This is a genomic window from Cytobacillus citreus (genome assembly GCF_018343665.1).
Classification (GTDB): Bacteria; Bacillota; Bacilli; order Bacillales; family Cytobacillaceae; genus Cytobacillus; species Cytobacillus citreus.
This window is the reverse complement of record NZ_JAGYPM010000003.1, coordinates 411,831-433,210: the sequence shown is the minus strand read 5'-3', so window position 1 is coordinate 433,210 and position 21,380 is coordinate 411,831. Positions and strand designations below refer to the sequence as shown.

Sequence of the window (21,380 nt, the reverse complement as noted above, 5' to 3'; positions counted from 1 at the left end):
TCCACTGTACTATTTACAGATTCTCTTGATTAAAGATGTATTAAAAAGCAACAGGGGTGTCTGCCGTGAATATCGATGGTGTTTTTTCTGGAGGAGGTATAAAAGGGTTTGCACTTATTGGTGCTTATGAGGAGATTGAAAAACGAGGTTTTTGCTTCACAAGGGTAGCGGGTACTAGCGCTGGATCAATTATCGCTGCATTAATAGCAGCTAGGTATACAAGTAAAGAAATTTATCAATTAATTGATGAACTGGATCTAAAGAAATTTTTGGATACGCGCAAGACTTTCGTCCCTTTTGCAATCACGAAATGGCTACTCCTTTATTGGCGTTTAGGCTTATATAAAGGGGATGAGCTTGAGAATTGGATTGCTAACAAGCTCGGAGAAAAAGGAATATGGAAGTTTTCAGATCTACCTCCACAAGCTTTGCGTATAATTGCATCAGATCTAACGAATGGCCAGCTTATCGTGTTGCCAGATGATCTTATTAAATATGGGATTGAGCCAGGCTCATTTTCAATTGCTAAAGCAATCCGTATGAGCTGCAGCCTTCCTTATTTCTTTGAACCTGTAAAGCTTAATGTGAAAAAAAACACGAATCTTATTGTTGATGGTGGGGTATTAAGTAATTTTCCGATGTGGCTATTTGATAAAGAAAACATAAAGAAGGTTCGTCCTGTTTTGGGTGTACAGTTAAGTCACAATTCTATAGAAAGGCCAAAAAACAAAGTTAATAATGCTATTCAAATGTTTGAAGCTTTGTTTGAGACAATGAAGGATGCCCATGATTCTCGTTATATTTCTCGAAAACATGCGCGTAATATTATTTTCATTCCAACAGAAGGTGTGCTATTAACAGAATTTCAATTAACACATGAGAAAAAGAAAGCACTTGTTGATTTAGGCAGGAAATGCGCAAAGCAATTTTTCAGTCAATGGAGTTATTAAAATAAAAACAATCGGCTATTCGCCGATTGCTAATCCTTAATTCGATCGAGCGTTTAAAGAGAAGCCCGATCTTTCTTTTTTCCTTTTTTCCCTTCGATTACAGTTAAATGCGAAGACGACTTTTTTCTGGTTCTCTTAATAGATGTTAATGAACCAGTAGTTGTTTTGCGATTACTGTTTTTTGCAGGATCATTAGGCAAAAATCGTTTTTTCGATTTTCTTGCCGCACGATTGAATGCTCGTTGCTCTTGTTTTTTAGGGCTAGCTTTATAGAAGCGTTGAAAAATAAAGTACACAATAGCACCTACTAATAAAATGACAGCTATTCTCCGCAAAAAACCGGCGGGATTTGAAATCAAACTGGATGAAACTCCTAAAACAGCCAGAAGTATAATACCAGAGATAACGAATAAGGAAATCCGATTTTTCAAGAAAGCCACCTCCCTATGAGCATGATGAGCATTTTTCCAATCTTTTAAACTTATTGCAAATATTTTTAAACGATTTCTTTTGTTTTGAGAAGGTTTTCAGTTTCCTCTTCTTTTTTTAATAATTCTTTAAAAGAAAGAATCGCAACCTCAACCTGATCATCATTAGGTTCCTTAGTTGTTAGCAACTGAAGCCAGAGACCAGGAAGACCTAAATATTTTAATAAAGGCACATTTCTAACTTTATTTGTTAATTGCAAAACTTCAAATGAGATGCCAAGAACGACAGGAATAAGGGCTATGCGATTAAGGACTCGGACATATAATGGTTCAGTCGGTACAAGCAAGTATACAAAAACGCCGACTAAAACTGTAAATAAAATGAAGCTGCTTCCACATCGGTAATGTAGACGAGACTGAGCTTGCACATTTTTAACAGTAAGATTTTTCCCATTTTCGAATGCGTTTATTACCTTATGCTCTGCACCGTGATACCGGAACACTCTTTTAATAATCGGTGTCAGGGATACAAAGTATATATAAGCAAGCAATAAGAGAAGCTTAAAAAAACCTTCGACTAATATTTGAGCAAGATGACCAGGAAAAATTGGCTTAGTCAATTCTGCTAAAAAGACAGGAACGAGTGTAAAAATAAACTTACCAAAAAGGAATGATAACACTCCAATTGCAGCTACACCAAGCCACAATGTTAACTTAGAACTTTCTTGTTCTTTCAGTTTATGATCCTCACTAGGATCCAAATCATATCTTTCTGTTGAAAAGTTTAAATGCTTAGAACCATTTGCGCTTGCTTCAATAATGGCAACAATTCCTCGTATAAAAGGAATTTTTTTTAGGAATTTTAAAGAAGGGTTAGATTTTCGAGGAAGCTCGAAATATTCTATTGAGTCATCCTTTCGGCGAATAGCGGTCACATAATGATGTTTCCCACCAAACATAACACCTTCTACAACAGCTTGGCCACCATAAACAGGTTTTTGATCTTTTGACATGCGTTTGCACCAACCTAATTCGAACTCGGAATTCACAGCTAAATCTGACATTAATACTGTAGATTTATAAAGCACAATACTTTCTAGGCATGGTACACTTTGATCTTCAAAGCATCAATCCATCTAAAGCTGTATATACCTATCTTTATTCTACTAAAAATTCAATAAAACCTCTAGGAATCACATGTATTTTTAATTTAATCACTTATTTAATTTTGGTATGCAAGGGAATAAATACTGGGGGCATAATAGCTAATGGAGGTGGTTTTTAATGTCGGAAGAAAAACAGCATGAAGAAAATCACAGAGATAGACCGATGTCCTATATGAATACGGTGATCCTAACAGGTTTAATTGGCGGAATTTTCTGGAGTGGACTAAGCTATTTTGCGTACGTCATTAATTTAACTGAAATCAGTCCTAATGTGTTATTAGAGCCATGGGCACTTGGAAGCTGGAAAAAGGGCTGGCTAGGGACCGTCATATCGATTGTAATGATCGGAGTTGTGTCTATTGTTGCCGCACTTTTTTATTATGCAGTACTACGCAGATTTCCAAGTATGTGGGTTGGAATCTGCTATGGGATTATTCTTTTCTTGTTAGTCTTTATCGTATTAAATCCAATTTTCCCAGGGATAAGTCCTTTCAATGAACTAGGAAGAAATACAATCATTACTTCTGTATGTTTATATGTTTTATATGGCGTATTTGTAGGATATTCGATTTCATATGAAGAAGGTGAAATGAACTATAAAAAAAAGAAAGGGGCTAAATTTTAATGTTTTATATTCAAAAATGTAAAACTTTAAATATGTAATATTTAAGCACGATTGTTCGTGGTAGTTAAATTAATTTCAATTATGATAAAATATTCTTGTTATTCAATAAAAGGATGTCACGGGTAAGTAATATTAAAGGCAGCCTGATAAAAAGTACATAAAGGGGAGAGAGAAAATGGAAAAATTACAGAAGCTTCGCTCTAGTTTTGAAAAACTAGGAATTGATGGAATTCTTATTTCAAGTGCGTATAACCGCCGTTATATGGCGAATTTTACCGGTTCTTCAGGTGTCGTACTGATAAGTGGGGAAAAAGCACAATTTATTACAGATTTCCGTTATATTGAACAGGCTACTGAACAATGCGTAGGATATGAAATCGTGAAGCATACGGGCTCAATTCCAGATGAAGTGGCAGATCAGGCAAAAAAATTAGGCATAAAAAAGCTTGGATTTGAACAGGATCATTTAACTTTTTCCTCGTATAAAGCATATGAGAAGGTGCTGGAAGCAGAATTAGTACCTGTTTCTGGTGAACTTGAAAAGTTACGCTTGATAAAGACTGATGCAGAGATTAAGATATTAAAGGATGCAGCGAACATTGCAGACGCTGCATTTAAACATATTCTAGATTTCATTCGCCCAGGCTTAACTGAGCTTGATGTTTCCAATGAATTAGAGTTCTTTATGAGAAAAGCAGGCGCAACTTCATCATCTTTTGACATTATCGTTGCATCTGGCTTTCGTGGTGCACTTCCACATGGGGTTGCAAGTGACAAAGTAATTGAAAAAGGCGATTTCATTACTCTTGATTTCGGTGCTTATTATCAAGGTTATGTTTCCGATATTACTAGAACTATCGCAGTTGGCGAACCTGATAGCAAGCTGAAAGAAATATATAATATCGTTCTTCAAGCACAATTACGTGGAATGGAAGGCATCAAGCCAGGTATTAGCGGAGTAGAAGCTGATGCTCTAACACGTGATTATATCGCCGAAAAGGGATATGGTGAATATTTTGGACATTCAACTGGTCATGGAATTGGTTTAGAAGTTCATGAAGGACCATCCCTCTCGTTTAAATCTGATATCATTCTTGAACCAGGAATGGTTGTAACGTGTGAGCCAGGCATTTACATACCTGGACTCGGCGGGGTTCGGATTGAAGACGATACTGTCATAACAAAGGATCATAATGAAGCACTGACACATTCAACGAAGGAACTGATTATTCTTTAATTAAGAAAAGCGGAAGCGCCTTCGAAAAAATCAAAGGTCAGATTGCTCCTGCGATGATTATTCAAAGGGGCTTTCTTTGTCCTGTTGCATTGTTGACAATAGTACGTCCTGTACGTCGGGCCTAGGCGCTGAAGCTGGACCAAGAAAACATGGGCTAGACAATATTTAGGAGGATTTTAAATGATTTCAGTTAATGATTTTCGTACCGGATTAACAATTGAAGTAGATAATGGCATTTGGCGTGTAATGGATTTCCAACATGTTAAACCAGGAAAGGGAGCTGCTTTCGTACGTTCAAAACTGCGTAATCTTCGAAACGGTGCGGTACAAGAAAAAACTTTCCGTGCTGGTGAGAAAGTTGCAAAAGCGCAAATTGACAATAGAAAAATGCAATATCTATATGCAAATGGCGATCAGCATGTTTTCATGGATAATGAATCTTATGAACAGATTGAATTGCCAACAGCATCTATTGAATATGAGCTGAAGTTTTTAAAAGAAAACATGGAAGTCCATATCATGATGTATAATACTGAAACACTTGGAGTTGAGCTTCCTAAATCTGTAGAATTGGAAGTTATTGAAACTGAACCAGGGATTAAAGGGGATACAGCTTCAGGTGGTTCAAAACCTGCTAAGCTTGAAACTGGCCTTATCGTTCAGGTACCATTCTTCATTAACCAAGGTGATAAGCTTATTATTAATACGGATGAAGGTACATACGTATCTCGTGCATAAAGATTTACAAAAACTCCCGAAAGTACATACTTTCGGGAGTTTTTATTTTAAGAATGAAATTCAAACTCTGTGATACTAGGCTTCTCATTTCTATTGTACCTGGTTGCTGGTTGTATAGGAGTAGCGTCAGGATAAATGCTGTTTTACAATGTTAAGGATAAGAACTCTTGTATTTCAATGTTTTTTAGTACGTCCCAAGGTTAAGTGAAAAATAAAGATGACTTTTTTACTGTCCCATCCGTTAAAAACTCAAGATGATGTATGAACCCAAGTTTTTAAATAATACTAATGACAACTTTAAAAATTGGGGACGAAATGATGAAAACCATTTTCAGGATTTATAGAACAGATTTGAAAAATATTTATCAAAATTGGGCTGTTTTTATTTTAATTGCAGGATTAACACTCCTACCTTCTTTATATGCTTGGTTTAATATTGAAGCTTCTTGGGATCCATATGGTCATACTAGTGATATCTCGATTGCTGTTTCAAATAAGGATAAAGGAGCAAACATTAGAGGAAGTAAAATTAATGTAGGGGACGAACTGGTTTCCTCCTTGAAAACAGATGAAAACTTCAATTGGGTGTTTATTGATGAAAAGGAAGCCATTAAGGGTGTTGAACGAGGTAAATATTACGCAAGTATAACGGTTCCGGAGAATTTTTCTGAAAAAATTACGACAGTATTAACGGATGATCCAGAAAAACCTACGCTTTCTTATTATGTAAATGAAAAAATAAATGCTGTTGCTCCTAAAATTACCTCAACAGGTGCTACGGGTTTGGTTGAGCAAATTAGTAAAAACTTTGTTAAAACGGCAAATGGTGCTATCTTTAAAGTTTTTAATGAGATTGGGATTGAACTAGAAAGAGATTTACCAACGATTGAAAGAGTAAAGTATTTGATTTTTGAATTAGAGAAACAACTTCCCACTATTCGGGATACAACCAATAAAGTGCTAGATGATGTAGAGAAGGCGAATCAAGTTATTAGTACCACACAAGAAAAGGTAAAGAGCATTGCAGTGCTTTCCGATGAAGGGGTACAGCTTGCGGAGAGTTTCACTGGCTATTTAAATAAAGCTACCTTACTAATAAATAACTCAGCACCATTAATAAAAGAAAATCTCGTCATTTTAAAGCAAACAGCAGATTCAACAAATCAGCTTACCGACTTCTTATTGGACAATCAAATACCTACTGAGGAAAAAATTAATTTCTTACAACGACATAGTAAAAGGCTTGAAAAGAGTGTAGAAGTCATTGATGATATGATAAGTTTTTTTGAACATTTAACTAAATCATCCTCTAGTTCCTCATTTGATGTAGAGCTAAATAGGCTGCAAGAGGTAAAGAAAAATTTTATGTCGGCGCAAGTACTTTTAAAAAATACAATGAACTTAATTGAAAATGGGGAACCGCTTACGAGCAAAATAACAAATCAAATCAATCAATTTTCCGAAAGCACTTCTGAGCTACTAAACAAAGTACTAGATAATTATGATAATCAAACAGTTCCGAATATCGATAAACAACTTCAGAAAACAAAGAGTTTAATCGAAGATTCAACGACAGCTTTAAAAGGAGCAAAACAGAGTTTACCAGATGTAAAAAGCATATTAGGAGAAGCACAAAAAGGAATAACATTCGGAACGAAAGAGCTTCAAAAATTTAAAGAGGATTTACCAGAAATAGAACGGAAACTAAAAGAAATTACTCAGAGAATTAGAGCCTTTGAAGCAAATGCAAATATAAAGGAAATTATTGATTTATTAAAAAATGATATGAAAAAGGAAAGTGATTTCTTTGCTGAGCCAGTCCTACTGAAAGAGCATAAGTTATTTCCGATTCCTAATTATGGATCAGCAATGTCGCCTTTTTTCACCACTCTTTCGTTATGGGTAGGAGCAATGTTATTAGTGTCCCTTTTATCAATCGATACGACGACAAACGACAGCATTATACACTTCTATTTTGGAAAGTTTTTAATCTTTTTGACAATTGCTCTTCTTCAAGCGCTAATTGTTACACTAGGGGATATATTTTTATTAAAGACATTTGTTGTTGATAAGCTCTGGTTTGTGCTGTTTGCTTTATTTATGGGTGGGATTTTTATGCTAATGGTGTTCACTTTCGTTTTTTTATTTGGGAATGTAGGAAAAGCGTTAGGGATTGTTTTATTAGTATTGCAAATCTCTGGATCGGGAGGAACCTTTCCGATTCAAGTTGTCCCAGAGTTTTTTCAAGCAATTAATCCGTTTCTCCCCTTTACATATGCTATCAGTATGATGAGGGAGGCGGTAGGTGGAATCATCTGGGATATCGTTATTAGGGATGCTATTATCCTCAGTCTATTCGGTATACTAACGATTTTGCTTGGAGTATTTTTGAAGAAGCCAGCTAACCGCTTAACTGAAAAATTCAAATTAAAAATAAAAGAAAGTTCGTTGATTCATTAAACTAATTTCCTAAAAAGATTTTTTTCGAATGTTCACGAAGTTTGATATATTATCTTTTTAGGAAGTGATTAAATGGATAAAGTGTTACGTGGTCATCACCTTCTTTGCATCCATGGATTTCGAGGAATGGACTACAGTACAAAATTTGTTGAGAAAATGTATGAGATCGTAAATGATGTTCGAGATGAACAGAAGGATTTTTCAATTAAAGTAATTGCTGCTTTTGATGATGCTTGCTTTACATGCCCACATCAAGGAAAGACGGAATGTGAAGCAAATGAAGGCTCTGATGAGCATGTCTTATCAATGGACGAAAAAACCATTCGTCATCTCGGAATTGAAAAAAATAAAAGTTATCAGAAATCTTTTTTAGTGTCCTTAACAGCCCAAAAGGTAGTAATGGAGGATTTAGATTATTTATGTAAAGGCTGCTCATGGCTCTCATATGGGGTTTGTAAGGAAGGGATTGTAGAGCTGAAAAACAAGTATGGCCATGTCGATATAACCAATCAATAAACCTTTTATCGCAGATTAACGGGCAGTAAGACCCCCACTTCAATGATTCGAGTAAAACAAAGAAGAGTAAGTGGGGGTCGGGCTGCCCGTAAAGGCCCGACGACGGACACGATGTCCTAGTCAGGCGAAAGCCACAGGACGTGGCGTTTTGAGCGTGATAAGTTCAACTAACAATCAGTGGGGGATGAGGAAAAGCCCCACTGATTGAAGTTTCACTTTATGGGTTGCCTCAGGAAATCGTAATTTTCCTGACGCTACCCATAAAGATTTACAAAAACTCCCGAAAGTAAATACTTTCGGGAGTTTTGTGTACTTGAAATGTGTGCAAAGACTGGGATATTTTATGTTGTTGCTTTTTTACTTTTTGGCTGTGTTAAAGCTCAGTGTTGATCATGCTATTTTGTTGTTAATTCTCGCTGCAGGCGCGAGACTCCTCGAACAGGGAAGTTTAATATAACCTACTTTTTAAGAATGAAATTCAAACTCGGCTGAAACTTGACTTCTCATTTCTAATGTACCTGGTTGTATTGGGGTAGCTGCTTCGCTTTTAACGAGTGCAGTCATCTGAAACGGGATTGGTTCTCCGCGTTGCCGACCAATTTCAGCAACTAATATTGGTACTTTATTTAATTGAACTCCTAAAGTTCGGGCGATTGTATCGGCCTTTTGATACGCATTGATAACAGCTATTGATAATGCCTGCTGTTCATATTGAATAGAGTCTCCAACGGAAAATCTAATTCTTGAAACGACATTGGCTCCATTTTTTACTGCCGTATCAACTACTAAACCAGCATTTTCAATATCATTAATAGATATTTGAAGCAAGTGCTCTACTTTATATCCCCTGAATATCTGCTTACCTTCAACATAATCATATTGTGGAAAAATTGAATAATTAACGGTTTTGATTTGCTCATCTTGAATACCCAATTGATTAAGTCCTTTTTTAATCTTCGAGATAATCATTGCATTATTTTTTTGCGCAACCTCTAATTGCTTATCCTCTGTTGAAGCACCCAATGTGATTTCTGCTTTATCGGGCTTAGCATATACTTTTCCTTCTCCAGTGACTCTTATTATATTCCGCTTACTGCCAATAGTTTGAGTATTCCGATTAGATGGCTGTTGATAATACATATACTCTCCTCACTTTCATTGAACATGGTCTCAATAAAATGTACGACTGTAAGAAAAATAACATTCAAATATTTTATAAATAGGCTAATAAAAAACAATGAAAATAAAACAAAGTCATATTGTTTCAAAGCAGGCATACATTTTAAGTAGAAAGATGCTAGTCCAACTAGAAAAGCGTAGAGCACCCGCTTATGGGCTCGAGCCGATGGTGCTCGGAGCTAGACAAAGAAAAGCGTATAGCATCTGGAGATGGACAAAGAAAATTGTGGAGTAATTAGAGCTATTAAAGAAAAAAATTCGGAGGAAAAATGCATTGGAAACCATTTTAGCCTTTTTGCCAAAAAAGATTTCAGAATACATGCTGCAAATTCCACCTCCTCAATTGGTTGAATTAGAAGAGATTCGCGTCCGGATCAATAGACCCCTTGAATTAACAATGAAGGGAAGTCCGCGTTTTTTACCTTATATCGTGAAACAAGAGGATGCGTTGCATTTGTTAAACAAAATAAGTCATTTCTCCATTTACACCCTAGAGGAAGAGTTACGTCGGGGCTATATCACGATTGAAGGTGGACACCGTGTTGGTTTAGCCGGAAAAGTCATTCTTGAAGCTGGAAATGTGAAGGCGATTAGAGATATTTCTTCTTTTAATATTCGGATTGCTAGAGAACAAATTGGCATAGGAGATAAGCTCGTTCCTAGTCTATTTAATGGTAGATCTTGGCTTCATACAATGATCATCGGTCCACCCCAAACAGGAAAAACGACTCTGCTTCGTGATATCGCAAGAATTATTTCAACCGGAGATAAAAATGGCCGTTTTCCTGCCCAAAAAGTTGGAATCGTTGATGAACGCTCTGAAATTGCAGGAAGTGTGCAAGGAATTCCGCAAATGACTTTTGGGCCTCGTCTAGACGTTCTTGATGCATGTCCTAAAGTTGATGGCATGATGATGATGATTCGCTCAATGAGTCCCGATGTGCTAATTGTAGATGAAATTGGAAGAAAAGAAGATGCAGATGCAATTTTGGAGGCTGTAAATGCAGGGATTAAATTAATGATGACAACGCATGGAACTTCTTTCGAGGAGATACGAAGACGGCCTACGATAAAGCCAATCATTGAAATGGGAATCTTCCAGCGTTTTATAGAATTAAATAGAAAAAATGGCCCAGGAAGTGTAGCAAGTATAAAGGATAGTTATGGTAATGAGATCAAATACGAAGTGCGGGTGACATGAATGATAAAAATTATTGGAGCCATATTCATTATTGTTGCCACCACCTGGGCGGGATTTGAAGCTTCTAGACGTTTAAATGAAAGACCCCGGCAGCTGCGCCAACTTAAATCGGCATTACAATCATTAGAAGCTGAAATAATGTATGGTCATACACCACTTCATGAAGCGGCAAGAAGGATTTCAGTTCAAGTGTCGATGCCGTTATCAAGATTTTTCGATAATTTTGCGGAAAAACTTATGGGTTCGGAAACGACTGTAAAAGAGGCATGGGAGCAAAGCCTAAAGGATATTTGGAAAATGACTGCTTTCAAACAAGGAGAATTTGAAATCATGAAGCAATTCGGTGAAACCTTGGGCCGACATGACCGCCATTCTCAGCAAAAGCAAATCATGCTGGCTCTCTCTCATTTAGAGCGTGAAGAGGCCGATGCTTATGAAAGGCAAGCTAAATACGAAAAGATGTTTAAAAGCCTTGGGTTTTTATCAGGGCTGTTATTAATCATTTTATTGATGTAGACAAGCTGTTAGATAGTTTTTGCTATATCCACCAACGAGATTTTTTCTAGCAAGAATCGGGATGGATTAATTTTTTAAAGGAATGGTCGAGCGCCCTGCGCATTTCTATTTAGGAGGAGAATACATGGGCCTAGAGGTAGATATTATTTTTAAAATTGCCGGTGTCGGAATTGTTGTTGCGTTTTTACATACAATTCTCGATCAGGTTGGAAAAAAGGAATATGCCCAATGGGTAACGCTGTTTGGCTTTATTTACATTTTATTTATGGTTGCCTCCATAGTAGATGAACTATTTCAAAAAATTAAATCTGTGTTCTTATTTCAAGGCTAAAGGAGGTCTTTGCCATTGAAATTATTCAAATAGTCGGTGTTGCACTTATAGCTACATTTCTAGCTTTAATCGTGAAGGAACAAAAGCCAAACTTCGCCTTCCTTCTTATCGTTTTCGTTGGCTGCACTATTTTCCTTTTTCTAGTCGATCAAATTTATGCCATTATCCATATGATCGAAAGAATTGCTGTGAACGCTAAGGTAAATATGATTTACATTGAAACCATTTTAAAAATTATAGGAATTGCCTATATTGCTGAATTTGCTGCTCAAATTACAAAGGATGCGGGCCAAGGAGCAATTGCCTCCAAAATAGAATTAGGAGGAAAAATTTTAATCCTGGCTATGGCGATTCCAATTCTTACCGTTATGATCGAGACCATTATTCAAATGATACCTGGTTAATGAATGAAAATTTGTCAATTTCACACAGCCTTTATCGCAGATTAACGGGCAGTAAGACCCCCACTTCAAGGTTGCGAGAGAATTAAAGAAACCTAAGTGGGGAATCAACTGCCCGTAAAGGCCCATAAAATGAACACAGACTAAAAGCGCCACATCGTGTGGTAACGTCTGCGTGACCCACTTCCTGTGGGCCGCAACTAACCATCAGTGGGGGATGAAAGAAACCCCTCACTGATGGAAGTTTCACTTTATTAAAACGGGGTGTAAATGATGAAGCAGCGGCTGCAGAAAATATTATTTCTGAATCTACTATACTTCTTATTACTAATTCCAAGTGTACAAGCCTCACCACAAACAGAAGATGTAAATAAAGCAATCAATCCACAGGCGATCGTTAACTCACAGCTTGACTCTCTCAATTTAGATGAATTAAAGCAATTCTGGGAGAAAATAAGCAGTGAATATGGAGGGTTTTTGCCTGAGAGCCAAAAAGGAAGTCTTTACGACTTTATTAAAGGAGAAAAGAAATTTTCTTTTCAAGAATGGGCCTCTGGCTTTATGAAGTTTATATTTCATGAATTTATTGTAAATGGAAAATTATTAGGATCTTTAATCCTGTTAACGATCTTTAGCATGTTTCTCCAATCCTTGCAAAATTCCTTTGAGAAAAGTACGGTAAGCAAAGTTGCTTATGCAATCGTGTTCATGGTGCTAATTATTATTGCCCTTAACAGCTTCCATATCGCAATTAGTTATGCACAAGATGTAATCGATACAATGATTTCATTTATTTTAGCTCTTATACCGCTTTTACTTGCACTTATTGCTTCCTCAGGAGGGCTCGTATCAGCAGCATTCTTTCATCCAGTGATTCTCTTTTTAATGAATATTAGTGGTTTATTAATCCAATATATCGTTTTGCCTTTACTATTTCTAGCGGCTCTGTTAAGCATTGTCAGTATCTTATCTGAACATTACAAAGTGACCCAGCTTGCCAATTTATTAAGAAATTGGAGCATAGCACTTCTCAGTCTGTTCTTAACGGTTTTTCTAGGGGTCATTTCTGTTCAAGGTGCTTCAACAGCAGTGACAGACGGTGTAGCGATACGAACAGCGAAGTTCATAACAGGTAATTTTATTCCAATTATAGGAAGGATGTTTACTGATGCAACAGATACCGTGATAAGTGCATCAGTTTTATTAAAAAATACTGTCGGTATTGTTGGGCTGGTAATCCTCATAATTATCGCCGCATTTCCTGCAATCAAAATTTTAATGATTGCATTTATATATAAATTTGCAGCAGCTATTCTTCAGCCATTAGGTGGAGGACCTATTATTGCCTGTCTGGACATTATTAGTAAAAGTGTTATTTATGTGTTTGCTGCACTAGCTGTTGTATCTCTCATGTTTTTCCTTAGTATCACTGTCATAATCGCAGCCGGAAATTTGACGATGATGGTCAGGTAGGAGGTTAAGCTAAATGGAATTTATTAAAGAATGGATTACCAATATTATTTTATTCATCCTTTTAGCGACGGTCATTGATATGCTCCTTCCTAATTCAAATTTACAAAAATATACAAAAATGGTGACAGGTCTTTTGCTTATCGCGGTTATATTAACCCCAATTTTAAAGCTTGTTTCAAATGATTTTGAAGAAGCATTAGCATCTATTCCTTCAATTGAAGCATCTGGTGAAAAAAATATGGAAAATTCAATTGAAATGCAGAAAAAAGAAATACAAGCCTGGCAAGATGCATATATTTTAGAAGAAATGGCTGTCCACTTAAATAAGCTAGCAGAAGAGGAGCTGATGGAACAGTACGGATTAGAAATCGTAAACATTGATCTTGATGTAAATGTAAATGACACACGTGACTTCCCAGAAAATCTACAAAAGGTAATGGTTCAATTAAAAATGAAAGATGAAGAAGCAGAGGCTGTTGAGGTGGTCAAAAAAGTAGAAATTAATGCCCGAGAAACTCTTCCTTCGAATAGGCCAAACAAAGATACAGAAAAAGTTGCTTCTCTACTTGCCCAAAAATGGAATGTAAATGAAGAAAAAATCGAAGTTCTTGTTGAAGGAGGGAAGATAAATAACAATGGATAAAGAAAAAGGGCCTTTAAATTTATTGAAAAAATGGCTTTCTAAAAAAGATCACACTGACAAAAAGCCAGGGAAATATCAGTATTTGCTTCTCGTCCTCCTTTTTGGCGCTGCTATTATGCTAGTAAGTAATATTTTCTTTAAGGATGAGCCATCTAATGCAAGCTTAGAAGTGTTAAAGAATCAAGAAAAGGCGAATAATGAGGAAGATATAGAAGCTTTTGGACATAAGCAGAAGGAAGGCAATGACTTGATTGCTGCTTATGAAAGGGCATATGAAGCTAAGCTCAAAGAAGCACTAGATGTCATAATCGGTGTAGACGATGTGACGGTCGTTGTTAACGTTGAAGGAACAGAAAAAAAGGTTCTCGAGAAAAACAGAACCAATAAAACACAAATTACCGATGAAACCGATCGAGAAGGCGGTAAGAGAAAAGTCGAAGATCAGTCAATTGAAGAGCAGCTCGTTATCACGAGAAATGGAGAAAAAGAGGTTCCTATTGAAATAGAAACGAGGAAACCTAAAATTAGTGGAGTCCTCGTCGTTGCAAAAGGGGCTGATAATATACAAGTAAAGAAGTGGATTATAGAAGCGGTATCAAGAGTACTTGATGTTCCAAGCCATAGAGTGGCTGTTATGCCTAAAAAAACTAAGGGGGAATAATAGATGCTATTAAAAAAACAAACTGTCTGGTTATTAACAATGCTTAGCTTAGTCGTAGTATTATCAGTTTATTACATTACCTCACCAGAACAAAAAGGTCAAAACTTAGCAGATGTGGAGGAAAAAACAGACCAGCTCAAGGAAGAGGCTGGAACAGAGAATTTAGATGATAGTGCCGTCATTACAAATGCAGCAGGCGATGAAATGTTTGAAGCATTACGTTTGGAGCTAAATGATGAGCGCAGCAGGAAAATAGAAGAATTGGAAACAAAACTGGCTTCAACAGAGTTACCTGCTGAAGAAATTAGTGCAGCTCAGGATGAAATTAATGAACTAAATGAACTAGCACAAAAAGAATATACGCTTGAAACGCTAATAAGAGCAATGAACTATGAGGATGTCCTTGTCCGTGCCGAAGGGAAAAATGTCAAAGTAACTGTGAAAGCAGAAAAACTTTCCAAATCAGATGCCAATGATATTATTCGAGAAGTAAACAATGAAATTAACGGTTTGCATGCAGTAACAGTGGAATTTAAAGCACCAAAATAATGAGAAAAACTTGGCATTCGCCTTGTCAAATCTGAAAAATAGCGGGAGCTCTCCCGCTATTTTTGGTTTAATTCTATTAATTTATCAATTTAACTCATATCCTATTTTCACCCCCCAACCATTAGTCCATTTTAGTTTTTTAAATCAAAATTCCCCTTTTTTTCTGAACTCGAAAGGCTAGAAATACAGAAATATTATTCATCCTCATAATCAAATATTGAATTTCAATAAGATCTTATCGTATGATATTAGTATCTAGTCATAAATTAATTGATGTGTTATTTTTTATCTTTGGTTCAAAAATATAAGATGAAAAAATTAACTCATTGAAAACAAGGGGTGCTGAAATGTTAAAAGTCCAAGAAATTCGTGAGCTGATTAAGCTTGTTGATCAATCAAATATTGATGAGTTTGTATATGAGCAAGATGGCTCTAAAATTAAAATGAAAAAGAAAACAGCAGAAGAAGTCGTTGTAAAGCCTGTAATGACAGTAATGGAAGAGGTTCCAACACCTAAAGCTGTTCAACCTGCAATGGTTAAGCAGGAGGTTGCTACTGAGCCTGCTGTTCAAGCTCCTATTAAGGAAATTGAAGCAGATACAAAAGATTTACATAAGATTGTTTCACCAATGGTAGGAACTTTTTATCAAGCATCATCTCCAGATGTGGAAGCATATGTAAAAGTTGGGTCCAAAGTTTCAAAAGATTCCATCGTTTGTATTGTTGAAGCAATGAAGCTATTTAACGAAATTGAAGCTGAAGTAAATGGGGAAATTGTTGAAGTACTTGTAAAGGATGGACAATTAGTCGAATACGGACAGCCACTATTTTTAGTAAAAGCTGAGTAAGGAGCGGTAACAGGATGATAAGAAAACTGTTAATTGCAAACAGAGGAGAAATCGCTGTTCGGATTATACGTGCTTGCCGCGAAATGGGGATTGAATCTGTCGCTGTCTATTCTGAGGCTGATCGAGAAGCTCTTCATGTACAGCTTGCGGATGAAGCATATTGTATTGGACCGAAAGCATCAAAAGATAGCTACTTGAATTTTACAAATATTATTAGCGTTGCTAAGCTTACAGATTGTGACGCTATCCATCCAGGATATGGATTTTTAGCAGAGAATGCTGACTTTGCTGAGCTTTGCCGTGAATGTAATATTATTTTTGTCGGTCCCACTCCGGAAGCAATTACGAAAATGGGAACAAAAGACATAGCAAGAGAAACGATGAAGGCAGCGGGCGTTCCAATTGTCCCAGGCTCGAACGGCATTATTAAGGATATTGATGAAGCAATTGAGCTTGCAAATAAAATAGAATACCCCGTTATTATTAAAGCTACAGCCGGTGGCGGCGGAAAAGGTATTCGGGTCGCACGGAATGAACAAGAGCTTGTTAAGGGAATTAATATTACTCAACAGGAGGCTTTAACGGCTTTTGGAAACCCAGGCGTTTATATTGAAAAATATATAGAAGACTTCCGTCATGTTGAGATTCAGGTTCTTGCAGATACGCATGGAAATGTCGTTCACCTTGGCGAGAGAGATTGTTCGATCCAACGACGTTTGCAAAAGCTGCTTGAGGAAACTCCTTCTCCGGCTCTTGATGGCGAAACTCGTCAAGAAATGGGAAATGCTGCTGTAAAAGCTGCTAAAGCAGTTGATTATACAGGCGCTGGCACGATAGAATTTATTTATGATTATCACAAACGTAAATTCTACTTTATGGAAATGAACACACGGATTCAAGTGGAGCATCCGGTTACTGAAATGGTAACAGGGGTTGACCTAATTAAAGAGCAAATAAAAGTAGCTTCAGGAGAAAAGCTGAATTTTAATCAACAGGATGTTACTTTTAACGGTTGGTCAATCGAATGTCGGATTAATGCAGAGAATCCTGAAAAAAACTTTATGCCATCTGCTGGTAGAATTGAAATGTACCTTCCTCCTGGTGGCTTAGGGGTTCGTGTTGATTCAGCTGCTTATCCTGGCTATATGATTCCACCTTATTATGATTCCATGATCGCAAAAGTGATTACCTACGGAGCTACAAGGGATGAAGCGATTGCAAGGATGAAGAGAGCATTAAGTGAATTTGTGATCGAAGGAGTTCATACAACGATTCCGTTTCATTTAAAGCTTCTTAGCCATGACAAATTTATTGATGGTCAATTTAATACGAAGTTTTTAGAAATGTATAATGTGATGAAAATAGAAGACTAATTGGGGGTGTAATGATGAGCGAAAATATTCTGGAAATGAATCATGATAATGTGGGGCTTGGTAAGATCGAAATTGCACCAGAAGTAATTGAAGTTATTGCAGGCATTGCAGCATCAGAAGTTGAAGGCGTAGCCCAAATGCGCGGGAACTTCGCAACAGGAGTGGTTGAGCGCCTTGGTAAGAAAAATCATGGCAAAGGTGTAAAAGTAGAACTTTCTGAAGAGGGTATTATAGTAGATGTTTATTGCTCAATGACATTTGGCATTTCTATTCCGAGTGTTGCGCAAAAAATTCAAGATAATATCCGCCAGGCATTATTGAATATGACTGCATTAGATGCACAAGAAGTGAATATTCACGTAGTCGGAATCGTTTTTGAAAATCAAAAACAAGTAGTGGAATACGAGCAAGAAATGTAAAAGAACTTCAAGAAGCCAAAGACATCAGTTTGTCTTTGGCTTTTTTACAAAATATAATTAAGTTAATGCAGCAATTTTTAAAGTTATTGTCTTAACAAGGAGAATTTTTCATGTAATCAATGCGCTCAACATTTTCTTATGTTATTATTTAAAATGTATTTTTGGAAATTTAAGTGGTATAAATGATAAAGATTATACTGAAATTCATGCAAAAGGAAATGAATGGACGTAAGTAAATATCTGAAATTTTCCCTGTTAAAGGAGTAATAAATAGAATGAAAAGAAGAACAGCAAGAGAAAAGGCATTGCAAGCATTATTTCAAATTGATGTAAGTCAAGTAGAACCAAGCTCTGCTATTGAACATGTATTAGAAGATAAACCAAATGACGCATATTTAAATCAGCTTGTAAATGGTGTTGTAGAAAACAAAGATTATATTGATGAAACGATTAAAAAGAATCTTGAAAATTGGACAATTGAAAGATTGGCGACCGTAGATCGAAATTTATTAAGATCCGCTGTTTATGAACTTCTTTTTTGCAAAGAGGATGTGCCTCCAAATGTAGCGATTGACGAAGCAATTGAAATTGCAAAACGGTATGGAGATGACCAATCAAGCAAGTTCATAAATGGAGTTCTTTCAAAGATTAAACAACAGCTATGAACATTTTTTCAGCAATCGGTTCCTTTCACAATTCATGAGGAGGAAATTGGTATGGCAATGAATTTGATTGATGGGAAAGAAATTGCAAGACAAAAAAGATCTTTTATTGCAGAAGAAGTGGAAAAATTTAAAAAAGAGGGTATTGTTCCTGGACTTGCTGTTATTCTAGTTGGCAATAACCCAGCATCAAAAACTTATGTAACAAATAAAGAAAGAACATGTCGAGAGCTTGGCATGCATTCCGTTTTAATAGAACTAGAAGAAGATGTTAGTGAGCAAGTGCTATTGGAGAAGGTGATGGAATTAAATGCTGATCCTGACATTCATGGTATCCTTGTTCAAATGCCATTACCAATACATATTAGTGAAATTAAAGTCATTGAAACCATTTCTCCAGATAAAGATGTTGACGGCTTCCATCCGGTTAATATCGGAAGAATGATGACTGGTCAGGATGCCTTCTTACCTTGTACACCGTTTGGCGTAATAGAGATGCTTGACTATATTAATGCAGATATTTCTGGTAAGCATGTAGTAGTTGTTGGAAGAAGTAATATTGTTGGAAAGCCTGCTGGGCAATTGTTTTTAAATAAAAATGCAACAGTTACATATTGTCATTCCAAATCAACTGATTTAATGCAGTATACGAGGCAAGCAGATATCCTTGTTGCAGCTGTAGGAAAGGTCAATTTAATAACAAAAGACCATGTTAAAGAAGGTGCCATCGTAATAGATGTAGGTATGAACCGAAATAATGAAGGCAAACTTTGTGGGGACGTGGATTTTGATAATGTGAAAGAAGTAGCGAGCTATATCACTCCAGTCCCAGGCGGAGTCGGCCCAATGACGATTACGATGCTTATGTTTAATACGTTAAAAGCTGCTAAATCAATCCGACAAAAACAGAATTTATAATCATTCATAATTTTCTTAAAGGCTCTGTTAAAGCTTAATGCTGATATTTACATTTGTTGATTGTAGCGGAAGGCGCGAGACTCCTGCGGGAAATGCGTGTTCAGGGGAGACCCCGCAGGGCGTTAGCGACGAGGAGGATCCCCGACCGCCCGCGATCGCTAAGCACCTGCAGCGGAAATCAACAACAACGTTTAACAGAGCCTTCTTAAAAAGCTAAGCTGTTCTGATCACTCTGCCTTTTCCATTTTTGATTATAGACTTTTTTCCTAAAGCGTATATTACGTGACGGATTGAGACTCTATATCTATAATGGAAGGGGCAGTTTTGCTTGGATAAAAAAAATTTAAGTTTATTAGCGTTCATAACTGGACTTTAAGTTTCGTTAAAGTCTTTGCAAAAAAAGATCGCATTAGTAAAACGAATGCATTCGCTGAAAGGACTTAACGAACGCCAAGTTTTTATAAAAAAGTGAATTTGTTAAAGCATAATTTAGAAGGAGAATAACATGAAAGAACAGCGCTATTTAACGGTGAATGCTCTAACAAAGTATATTAAAAGAAAATTTGATGCTGATCCACACTTACAGGATGTAATGGTTAAGGGAGAAATTTCTAATTTTAAACAACATTCGAGCGGACATATGTATTTTACATTAAAGGATGAAAAGGCGCGCGTTCTTGCTGTTATGTTTTCGAGCTATAATCGTTCGATGAAATTCTCTCCTGAAAACGGAATGAAAGTGCTTATAAGCGGAGATCTCACAGTTTATGAACCGTCTGGTCAATATCAAATTTATATTAAGGAAATGCAGCCGGATGGAATTGGGGATTTATATTTAGCATACGAACAACTAAAAGAGAAGCTTGAAAAGGAGGGCTTATTTGCTCCTCAAAATAAAAAGCCTCTCCCGAAATTTCCGAAAACTGTCGGGATTATTACTTCACCTACAGGTGCAGCTATTAGGGATATATTAACAACTATTAGACGGCGTTACCCTGTAGTGGATATCCTTATTTTTCCAGCCTTTGTTCAAGGCGTACACGCAGCACCTTCTATTGTGAACTCAATAAATATAGCAAATCAATTGAATGATGCAGATGTGCTCATTATTGGACGTGGCGGAGGATCAATTGAAGAACTCTGGGCGTTTAATGAAGAGGAAGTAGCTAAAGCCATATTCAACTCGAAAATTCCAATTATTTCTGCTGTTGGTCATGAAACAGACTTTACAATAGCTGATTTTGTTGCTGATTTACGCGCCCCTACACCAACCGGAGCAGCGGAGTTGGCAGTTCCTCATATAGAGGACCTTACTGAAAAAGTGCTTGTACGTCAGTCGCGTTTAATTAGGTCGCTAAAGGAACATATTTCTTTAAGGAAAGAAAGACTTTCGAGAATCCAAAAATCATATGCATTCCGCTTCCCTCAAAAATTATATGAACAAAAGCTCGAACAAGTGGACCGTCTCTCAGAACAGTTAGCAAAAGGATCAAAGAAGCTTTTTGATTTGAAAATCAATCAATGGGAACTTATGCATAAGCGCATGCAAAGAAAGTCTATGAATGAATTAATTCGAGCGTCCAAAGAGCAGCATGAAAAAGCGCATAAACAACTAAATAAAGCGATGGCTCAAATTTTTTCTGAGAAAGAGAAGGATTTTTTACATAAAATTGCTAATTTGGAAGCATTAAGCCCACTAAAGATCATGGATAGAGGCTATAGTCTTATTTATACAGCACAGAATAAGCTCATTAACTCAGTTAATAATGTGAATACTAATGATCAAATTAAAGTAAAGGTATCCGATGGGACGATACATTGTTACGTAACGGATATAGAGGAGTGATTACATTGACTTCAGAGAAGAAGCTTACTTTTGAAGAAGCGATGGAGAAATTAGAAGTAATCGTTGAAAAGCTTGAAGAGGGAGATGTTCCTCTAGAAGAGGCTATAAATATATATAAGCAGGGTATGGAGCTATCTAAGCTCTGTCATGATAAGCTGAAAAGTGTGGAAAATCAGCTTACTCAAATATTGACAGAAGATGGGCGAAAAGAAAATTTCGTCATTTCCGAGGAGGAGTAAT

Annotated in this window: 24 protein-coding genes; 21 read left to right on the top strand and 3 right to left on the bottom strand. The window is 36.5% G+C overall.

The features are described 5' to 3' along the window. Positions 1-65: 65 nt before the first annotated feature. Positions 66-950: a patatin-like phospholipase family protein gene (locus KHA94_RS13750; protein WP_213102701.1), complete on the top strand. Its 885-nt coding sequence runs from the start codon at positions 66-68 to the stop codon at positions 948-950. Positions 951-1,003: 53 nt separating this feature from the next. Here the strand turns inward: KHA94_RS13750 and KHA94_RS13745 are convergent, their stop codons facing one another. Together KHA94_RS13745 and KHA94_RS13740 are read right to left on the bottom strand one after the other, a co-directional pair. After that, positions 1,004-1,390, bottom strand: coding sequence for an SA1362 family protein (locus KHA94_RS13745; protein WP_338030777.1), 387 nt, complete (start codon positions 1,388-1,390; stop codon positions 1,004-1,006). A gap of 56 nt (positions 1,391-1,446) precedes the next feature. After that, complete coding sequence (locus KHA94_RS13740; protein ID WP_213102699.1) at positions 1,447-2,391, bottom strand: DUF1385 domain-containing protein; 945 nt, start codon at positions 2,389-2,391, stop codon at positions 1,447-1,449. Positions 2,392-2,662: 271 nt separating this feature from the next. Here KHA94_RS13740 and KHA94_RS13735 point away from each other — a divergent pair, with 271 nt between their 5' ends. From KHA94_RS13735 to KHA94_RS13715, 5 genes are all read left to right on the top strand, one after another. Next, a complete protein-coding gene (locus tag KHA94_RS13735; RefSeq protein ID WP_213102698.1) occupies positions 2,663-3,169 on the top strand; it encodes a YqhR family membrane protein in 507 nt (168 codons plus the stop codon). 175 nt (positions 3,170-3,344) lie between these two features. Next, complete coding sequence (locus tag KHA94_RS13730; protein WP_213102697.1) at positions 3,345-4,406, top strand: M24 family metallopeptidase; 1,062 nt, start codon at positions 3,345-3,347, stop codon at positions 4,404-4,406. A gap of 180 nt (positions 4,407-4,586) precedes the next feature. Beyond that, positions 4,587-5,144: an elongation factor P gene (efp, locus tag KHA94_RS13725; protein ID WP_213102696.1), complete on the top strand. Its 558-nt coding sequence runs from the start codon at positions 4,587-4,589 to the stop codon at positions 5,142-5,144. A gap of 315 nt (positions 5,145-5,459) precedes the next feature. Further along, positions 5,460-7,604 carry a YhgE/Pip domain-containing protein gene (locus KHA94_RS13720; RefSeq protein WP_249365498.1) on the top strand — a complete coding sequence of 715 codons (2,145 nt, stop codon included), beginning with the start codon at positions 5,460-5,462 and terminating at the stop codon, positions 7,602-7,604. A gap of 72 nt (positions 7,605-7,676) precedes the next feature. Further along, positions 7,677-8,120 carry a DUF1284 domain-containing protein gene (locus tag KHA94_RS13715; RefSeq protein ID WP_213102695.1) on the top strand — a complete coding sequence of 148 codons (444 nt, stop codon included), beginning with the start codon at positions 7,677-7,679 and terminating at the stop codon, positions 8,118-8,120. Positions 8,121-8,585: 465 nt separating this feature from the next. On the opposite strand, the gene KHA94_RS13710 is transcribed toward KHA94_RS13715, so the two are convergent. Continuing rightward, positions 8,586-9,260: an SIMPL domain-containing protein gene (locus KHA94_RS13710; protein WP_213102694.1), complete on the bottom strand. Its 675-nt coding sequence runs from the start codon at positions 9,258-9,260 to the stop codon at positions 8,586-8,588. Between the two features lie 313 nt (positions 9,261-9,573). Between KHA94_RS13710 and spoIIIAA the strand changes: the two genes are divergently transcribed. From spoIIIAA to KHA94_RS13635, 15 genes are all read left to right on the top strand, one after another. Next, positions 9,574-10,500 (top strand): stage III sporulation protein AA, encoded by a 927-nt coding sequence (gene spoIIIAA / locus KHA94_RS13705; RefSeq protein WP_213102693.1) that lies wholly within the window; start codon positions 9,574-9,576, stop codon positions 10,498-10,500. Next, entirely contained in the window at positions 10,501-11,016 is a 516-nt protein-coding gene (gene spoIIIAB / locus KHA94_RS13700; protein WP_213102692.1) for a stage III sporulation protein SpoIIIAB, read from the top strand. It abuts the gene before it with no gap. Positions 11,017-11,140: 124 nt separating this feature from the next. Then, positions 11,141-11,347, top strand: a complete 207-nt coding sequence (gene spoIIIAC, locus KHA94_RS13695; protein ID WP_077213937.1) for a stage III sporulation protein AC — start codon at positions 11,141-11,143, stop codon at positions 11,345-11,347. A gap of 14 nt (positions 11,348-11,361) precedes the next feature. Beyond that, the gene (gene spoIIIAD, locus KHA94_RS13690) at positions 11,362-11,751 is read left to right on the top strand and encodes a stage III sporulation protein AD (RefSeq protein ID WP_213103250.1); all 390 of its coding nucleotides are present in this window, start codon (positions 11,362-11,364) and stop codon (positions 11,749-11,751) included. A 270-nt stretch (positions 11,752-12,021) separates the two neighbouring features. Then, the gene (spoIIIAE, locus tag KHA94_RS13685; RefSeq protein ID WP_213103249.1) at positions 12,022-13,221 is read left to right on the top strand and encodes a stage III sporulation protein AE; all 1,200 of its coding nucleotides are present in this window, start codon (positions 12,022-12,024) and stop codon (positions 13,219-13,221) included. Positions 13,222-13,234: 13 nt separating this feature from the next. Next, positions 13,235-13,864, top strand: coding sequence for a stage III sporulation protein AF (gene spoIIIAF, locus KHA94_RS13680; RefSeq protein ID WP_213102691.1), 630 nt, complete (start codon positions 13,235-13,237; stop codon positions 13,862-13,864). Next, a complete protein-coding gene (gene spoIIIAG / locus KHA94_RS13675; RefSeq protein ID WP_213102690.1) occupies positions 13,857-14,525 on the top strand; it encodes a stage III sporulation protein AG in 669 nt (222 codons plus the stop codon). The genes spoIIIAF and spoIIIAG overlap by 8 nt, the downstream gene beginning before the upstream one ends. 3 nt (positions 14,526-14,528) lie before the next feature. Continuing rightward, positions 14,529-15,074, top strand: coding sequence for a SpoIIIAH-like family protein (locus tag KHA94_RS13670; RefSeq protein WP_213102689.1), 546 nt, complete (start codon positions 14,529-14,531; stop codon positions 15,072-15,074). A 347-nt stretch (positions 15,075-15,421) separates the two neighbouring features. Then, positions 15,422-15,922 carry an acetyl-CoA carboxylase biotin carboxyl carrier protein gene (accB, locus tag KHA94_RS13665; protein WP_213102688.1) on the top strand — a complete coding sequence of 167 codons (501 nt, stop codon included), beginning with the start codon at positions 15,422-15,424 and terminating at the stop codon, positions 15,920-15,922. A 14-nt stretch (positions 15,923-15,936) separates the two neighbouring features. Beyond that, positions 15,937-17,295, top strand: a complete 1,359-nt coding sequence (accC, locus tag KHA94_RS13660; protein WP_213102687.1) for an acetyl-CoA carboxylase biotin carboxylase subunit — start codon at positions 15,937-15,939, stop codon at positions 17,293-17,295. Between the two features lie 11 nt (positions 17,296-17,306). Next, positions 17,307-17,714: an Asp23/Gls24 family envelope stress response protein gene (locus KHA94_RS13655; RefSeq protein WP_213102686.1), complete on the top strand. Its 408-nt coding sequence runs from the start codon at positions 17,307-17,309 to the stop codon at positions 17,712-17,714. A 275-nt stretch (positions 17,715-17,989) separates the two neighbouring features. Continuing rightward, a complete protein-coding gene (gene nusB, locus KHA94_RS13650; RefSeq protein WP_213102685.1) occupies positions 17,990-18,379 on the top strand; it encodes a transcription antitermination factor NusB in 390 nt (129 codons plus the stop codon). A 51-nt stretch (positions 18,380-18,430) separates the two neighbouring features. Then, on the top strand, positions 18,431-19,294 hold the full coding sequence (gene folD / locus KHA94_RS13645; RefSeq protein ID WP_213102684.1) for a bifunctional methylenetetrahydrofolate dehydrogenase/methenyltetrahydrofolate cyclohydrolase FolD: 864 nt from the start codon (positions 18,431-18,433) through the stop codon (positions 19,292-19,294). Positions 19,295-19,799: 505 nt separating this feature from the next. Beyond that, complete coding sequence (gene xseA, locus KHA94_RS13640; protein WP_213102683.1) at positions 19,800-21,140, top strand: exodeoxyribonuclease VII large subunit; 1,341 nt, start codon at positions 19,800-19,802, stop codon at positions 21,138-21,140. A gap of 5 nt (positions 21,141-21,145) precedes the next feature. Next, a complete protein-coding gene (locus tag KHA94_RS13635) occupies positions 21,146-21,379 on the top strand; it encodes an exodeoxyribonuclease VII small subunit (protein WP_213102682.1) in 234 nt (77 codons plus the stop codon). The last annotated feature ends 1 nt before the right edge of the window (position 21,380 follow it).

What these genes read in the sequence shown, in the direction of transcription:
- KHA94_RS13710 (WP_213102694.1), bottom strand. Translation starts at nt 9,260, where the DNA reads ATGTATTATCAACAGCCATCTAATCGGAATACTCAAACTATTGGCAGT.
- efp (WP_213102696.1), top strand. Translation starts at nt 4,587, where the DNA reads ATGATTTCAGTTAATGATTTTCGTACCGGATTAACAATTGAAGTAGAT.
- spoIIIAG (WP_213102690.1), top strand. Translation starts at nt 13,857, where the DNA reads ATGGATAAAGAAAAAGGGCCTTTAAATTTATTGAAAAAATGGCTTTCT.
- xseA (WP_213102683.1), top strand. Translation starts at nt 19,800, where the DNA reads ATGAAAGAACAGCGCTATTTAACGGTGAATGCTCTAACAAAGTATATT.
- spoIIIAC (WP_077213937.1), top strand. Translation starts at nt 11,141, where the DNA reads ATGGGCCTAGAGGTAGATATTATTTTTAAAATTGCCGGTGTCGGAATT.
- KHA94_RS13670 (WP_213102689.1), top strand. Translation starts at nt 14,529, where the DNA reads ATGCTATTAAAAAAACAAACTGTCTGGTTATTAACAATGCTTAGCTTA.
- KHA94_RS13715 (WP_213102695.1), top strand. Translation starts at nt 7,677, where the DNA reads ATGGATAAAGTGTTACGTGGTCATCACCTTCTTTGCATCCATGGATTT.
- spoIIIAF (WP_213102691.1), top strand. Translation starts at nt 13,235, where the DNA reads ATGGAATTTATTAAAGAATGGATTACCAATATTATTTTATTCATCCTT.
- spoIIIAB (WP_213102692.1), top strand. Translation starts at nt 10,501, where the DNA reads ATGATAAAAATTATTGGAGCCATATTCATTATTGTTGCCACCACCTGG.
- KHA94_RS13740 (WP_213102699.1), bottom strand. Translation starts at nt 2,391, where the DNA reads ATGTCAAAAGATCAAAAACCTGTTTATGGTGGCCAAGCTGTTGTAGAA.
- accC (WP_213102687.1), top strand. Translation starts at nt 15,937, where the DNA reads ATGATAAGAAAACTGTTAATTGCAAACAGAGGAGAAATCGCTGTTCGG.
- KHA94_RS13720 (WP_249365498.1), top strand. Translation starts at nt 5,460, where the DNA reads ATGATGAAAACCATTTTCAGGATTTATAGAACAGATTTGAAAAATATT.
- KHA94_RS13655 (WP_213102686.1), top strand. Translation starts at nt 17,307, where the DNA reads ATGATGAGCGAAAATATTCTGGAAATGAATCATGATAATGTGGGGCTT.
- KHA94_RS13735 (WP_213102698.1), top strand. Translation starts at nt 2,663, where the DNA reads ATGTCGGAAGAAAAACAGCATGAAGAAAATCACAGAGATAGACCGATG.
- accB (WP_213102688.1), top strand. Translation starts at nt 15,422, where the DNA reads ATGTTAAAAGTCCAAGAAATTCGTGAGCTGATTAAGCTTGTTGATCAA.
- KHA94_RS13730 (WP_213102697.1), top strand. Translation starts at nt 3,345, where the DNA reads ATGGAAAAATTACAGAAGCTTCGCTCTAGTTTTGAAAAACTAGGAATT.
- spoIIIAE (WP_213103249.1), top strand. Translation starts at nt 12,022, where the DNA reads ATGAAGCAGCGGCTGCAGAAAATATTATTTCTGAATCTACTATACTTC.
- folD (WP_213102684.1), top strand. Translation starts at nt 18,431, where the DNA reads ATGGCAATGAATTTGATTGATGGGAAAGAAATTGCAAGACAAAAAAGA.
- nusB (WP_213102685.1), top strand. Translation starts at nt 17,990, where the DNA reads ATGAAAAGAAGAACAGCAAGAGAAAAGGCATTGCAAGCATTATTTCAA.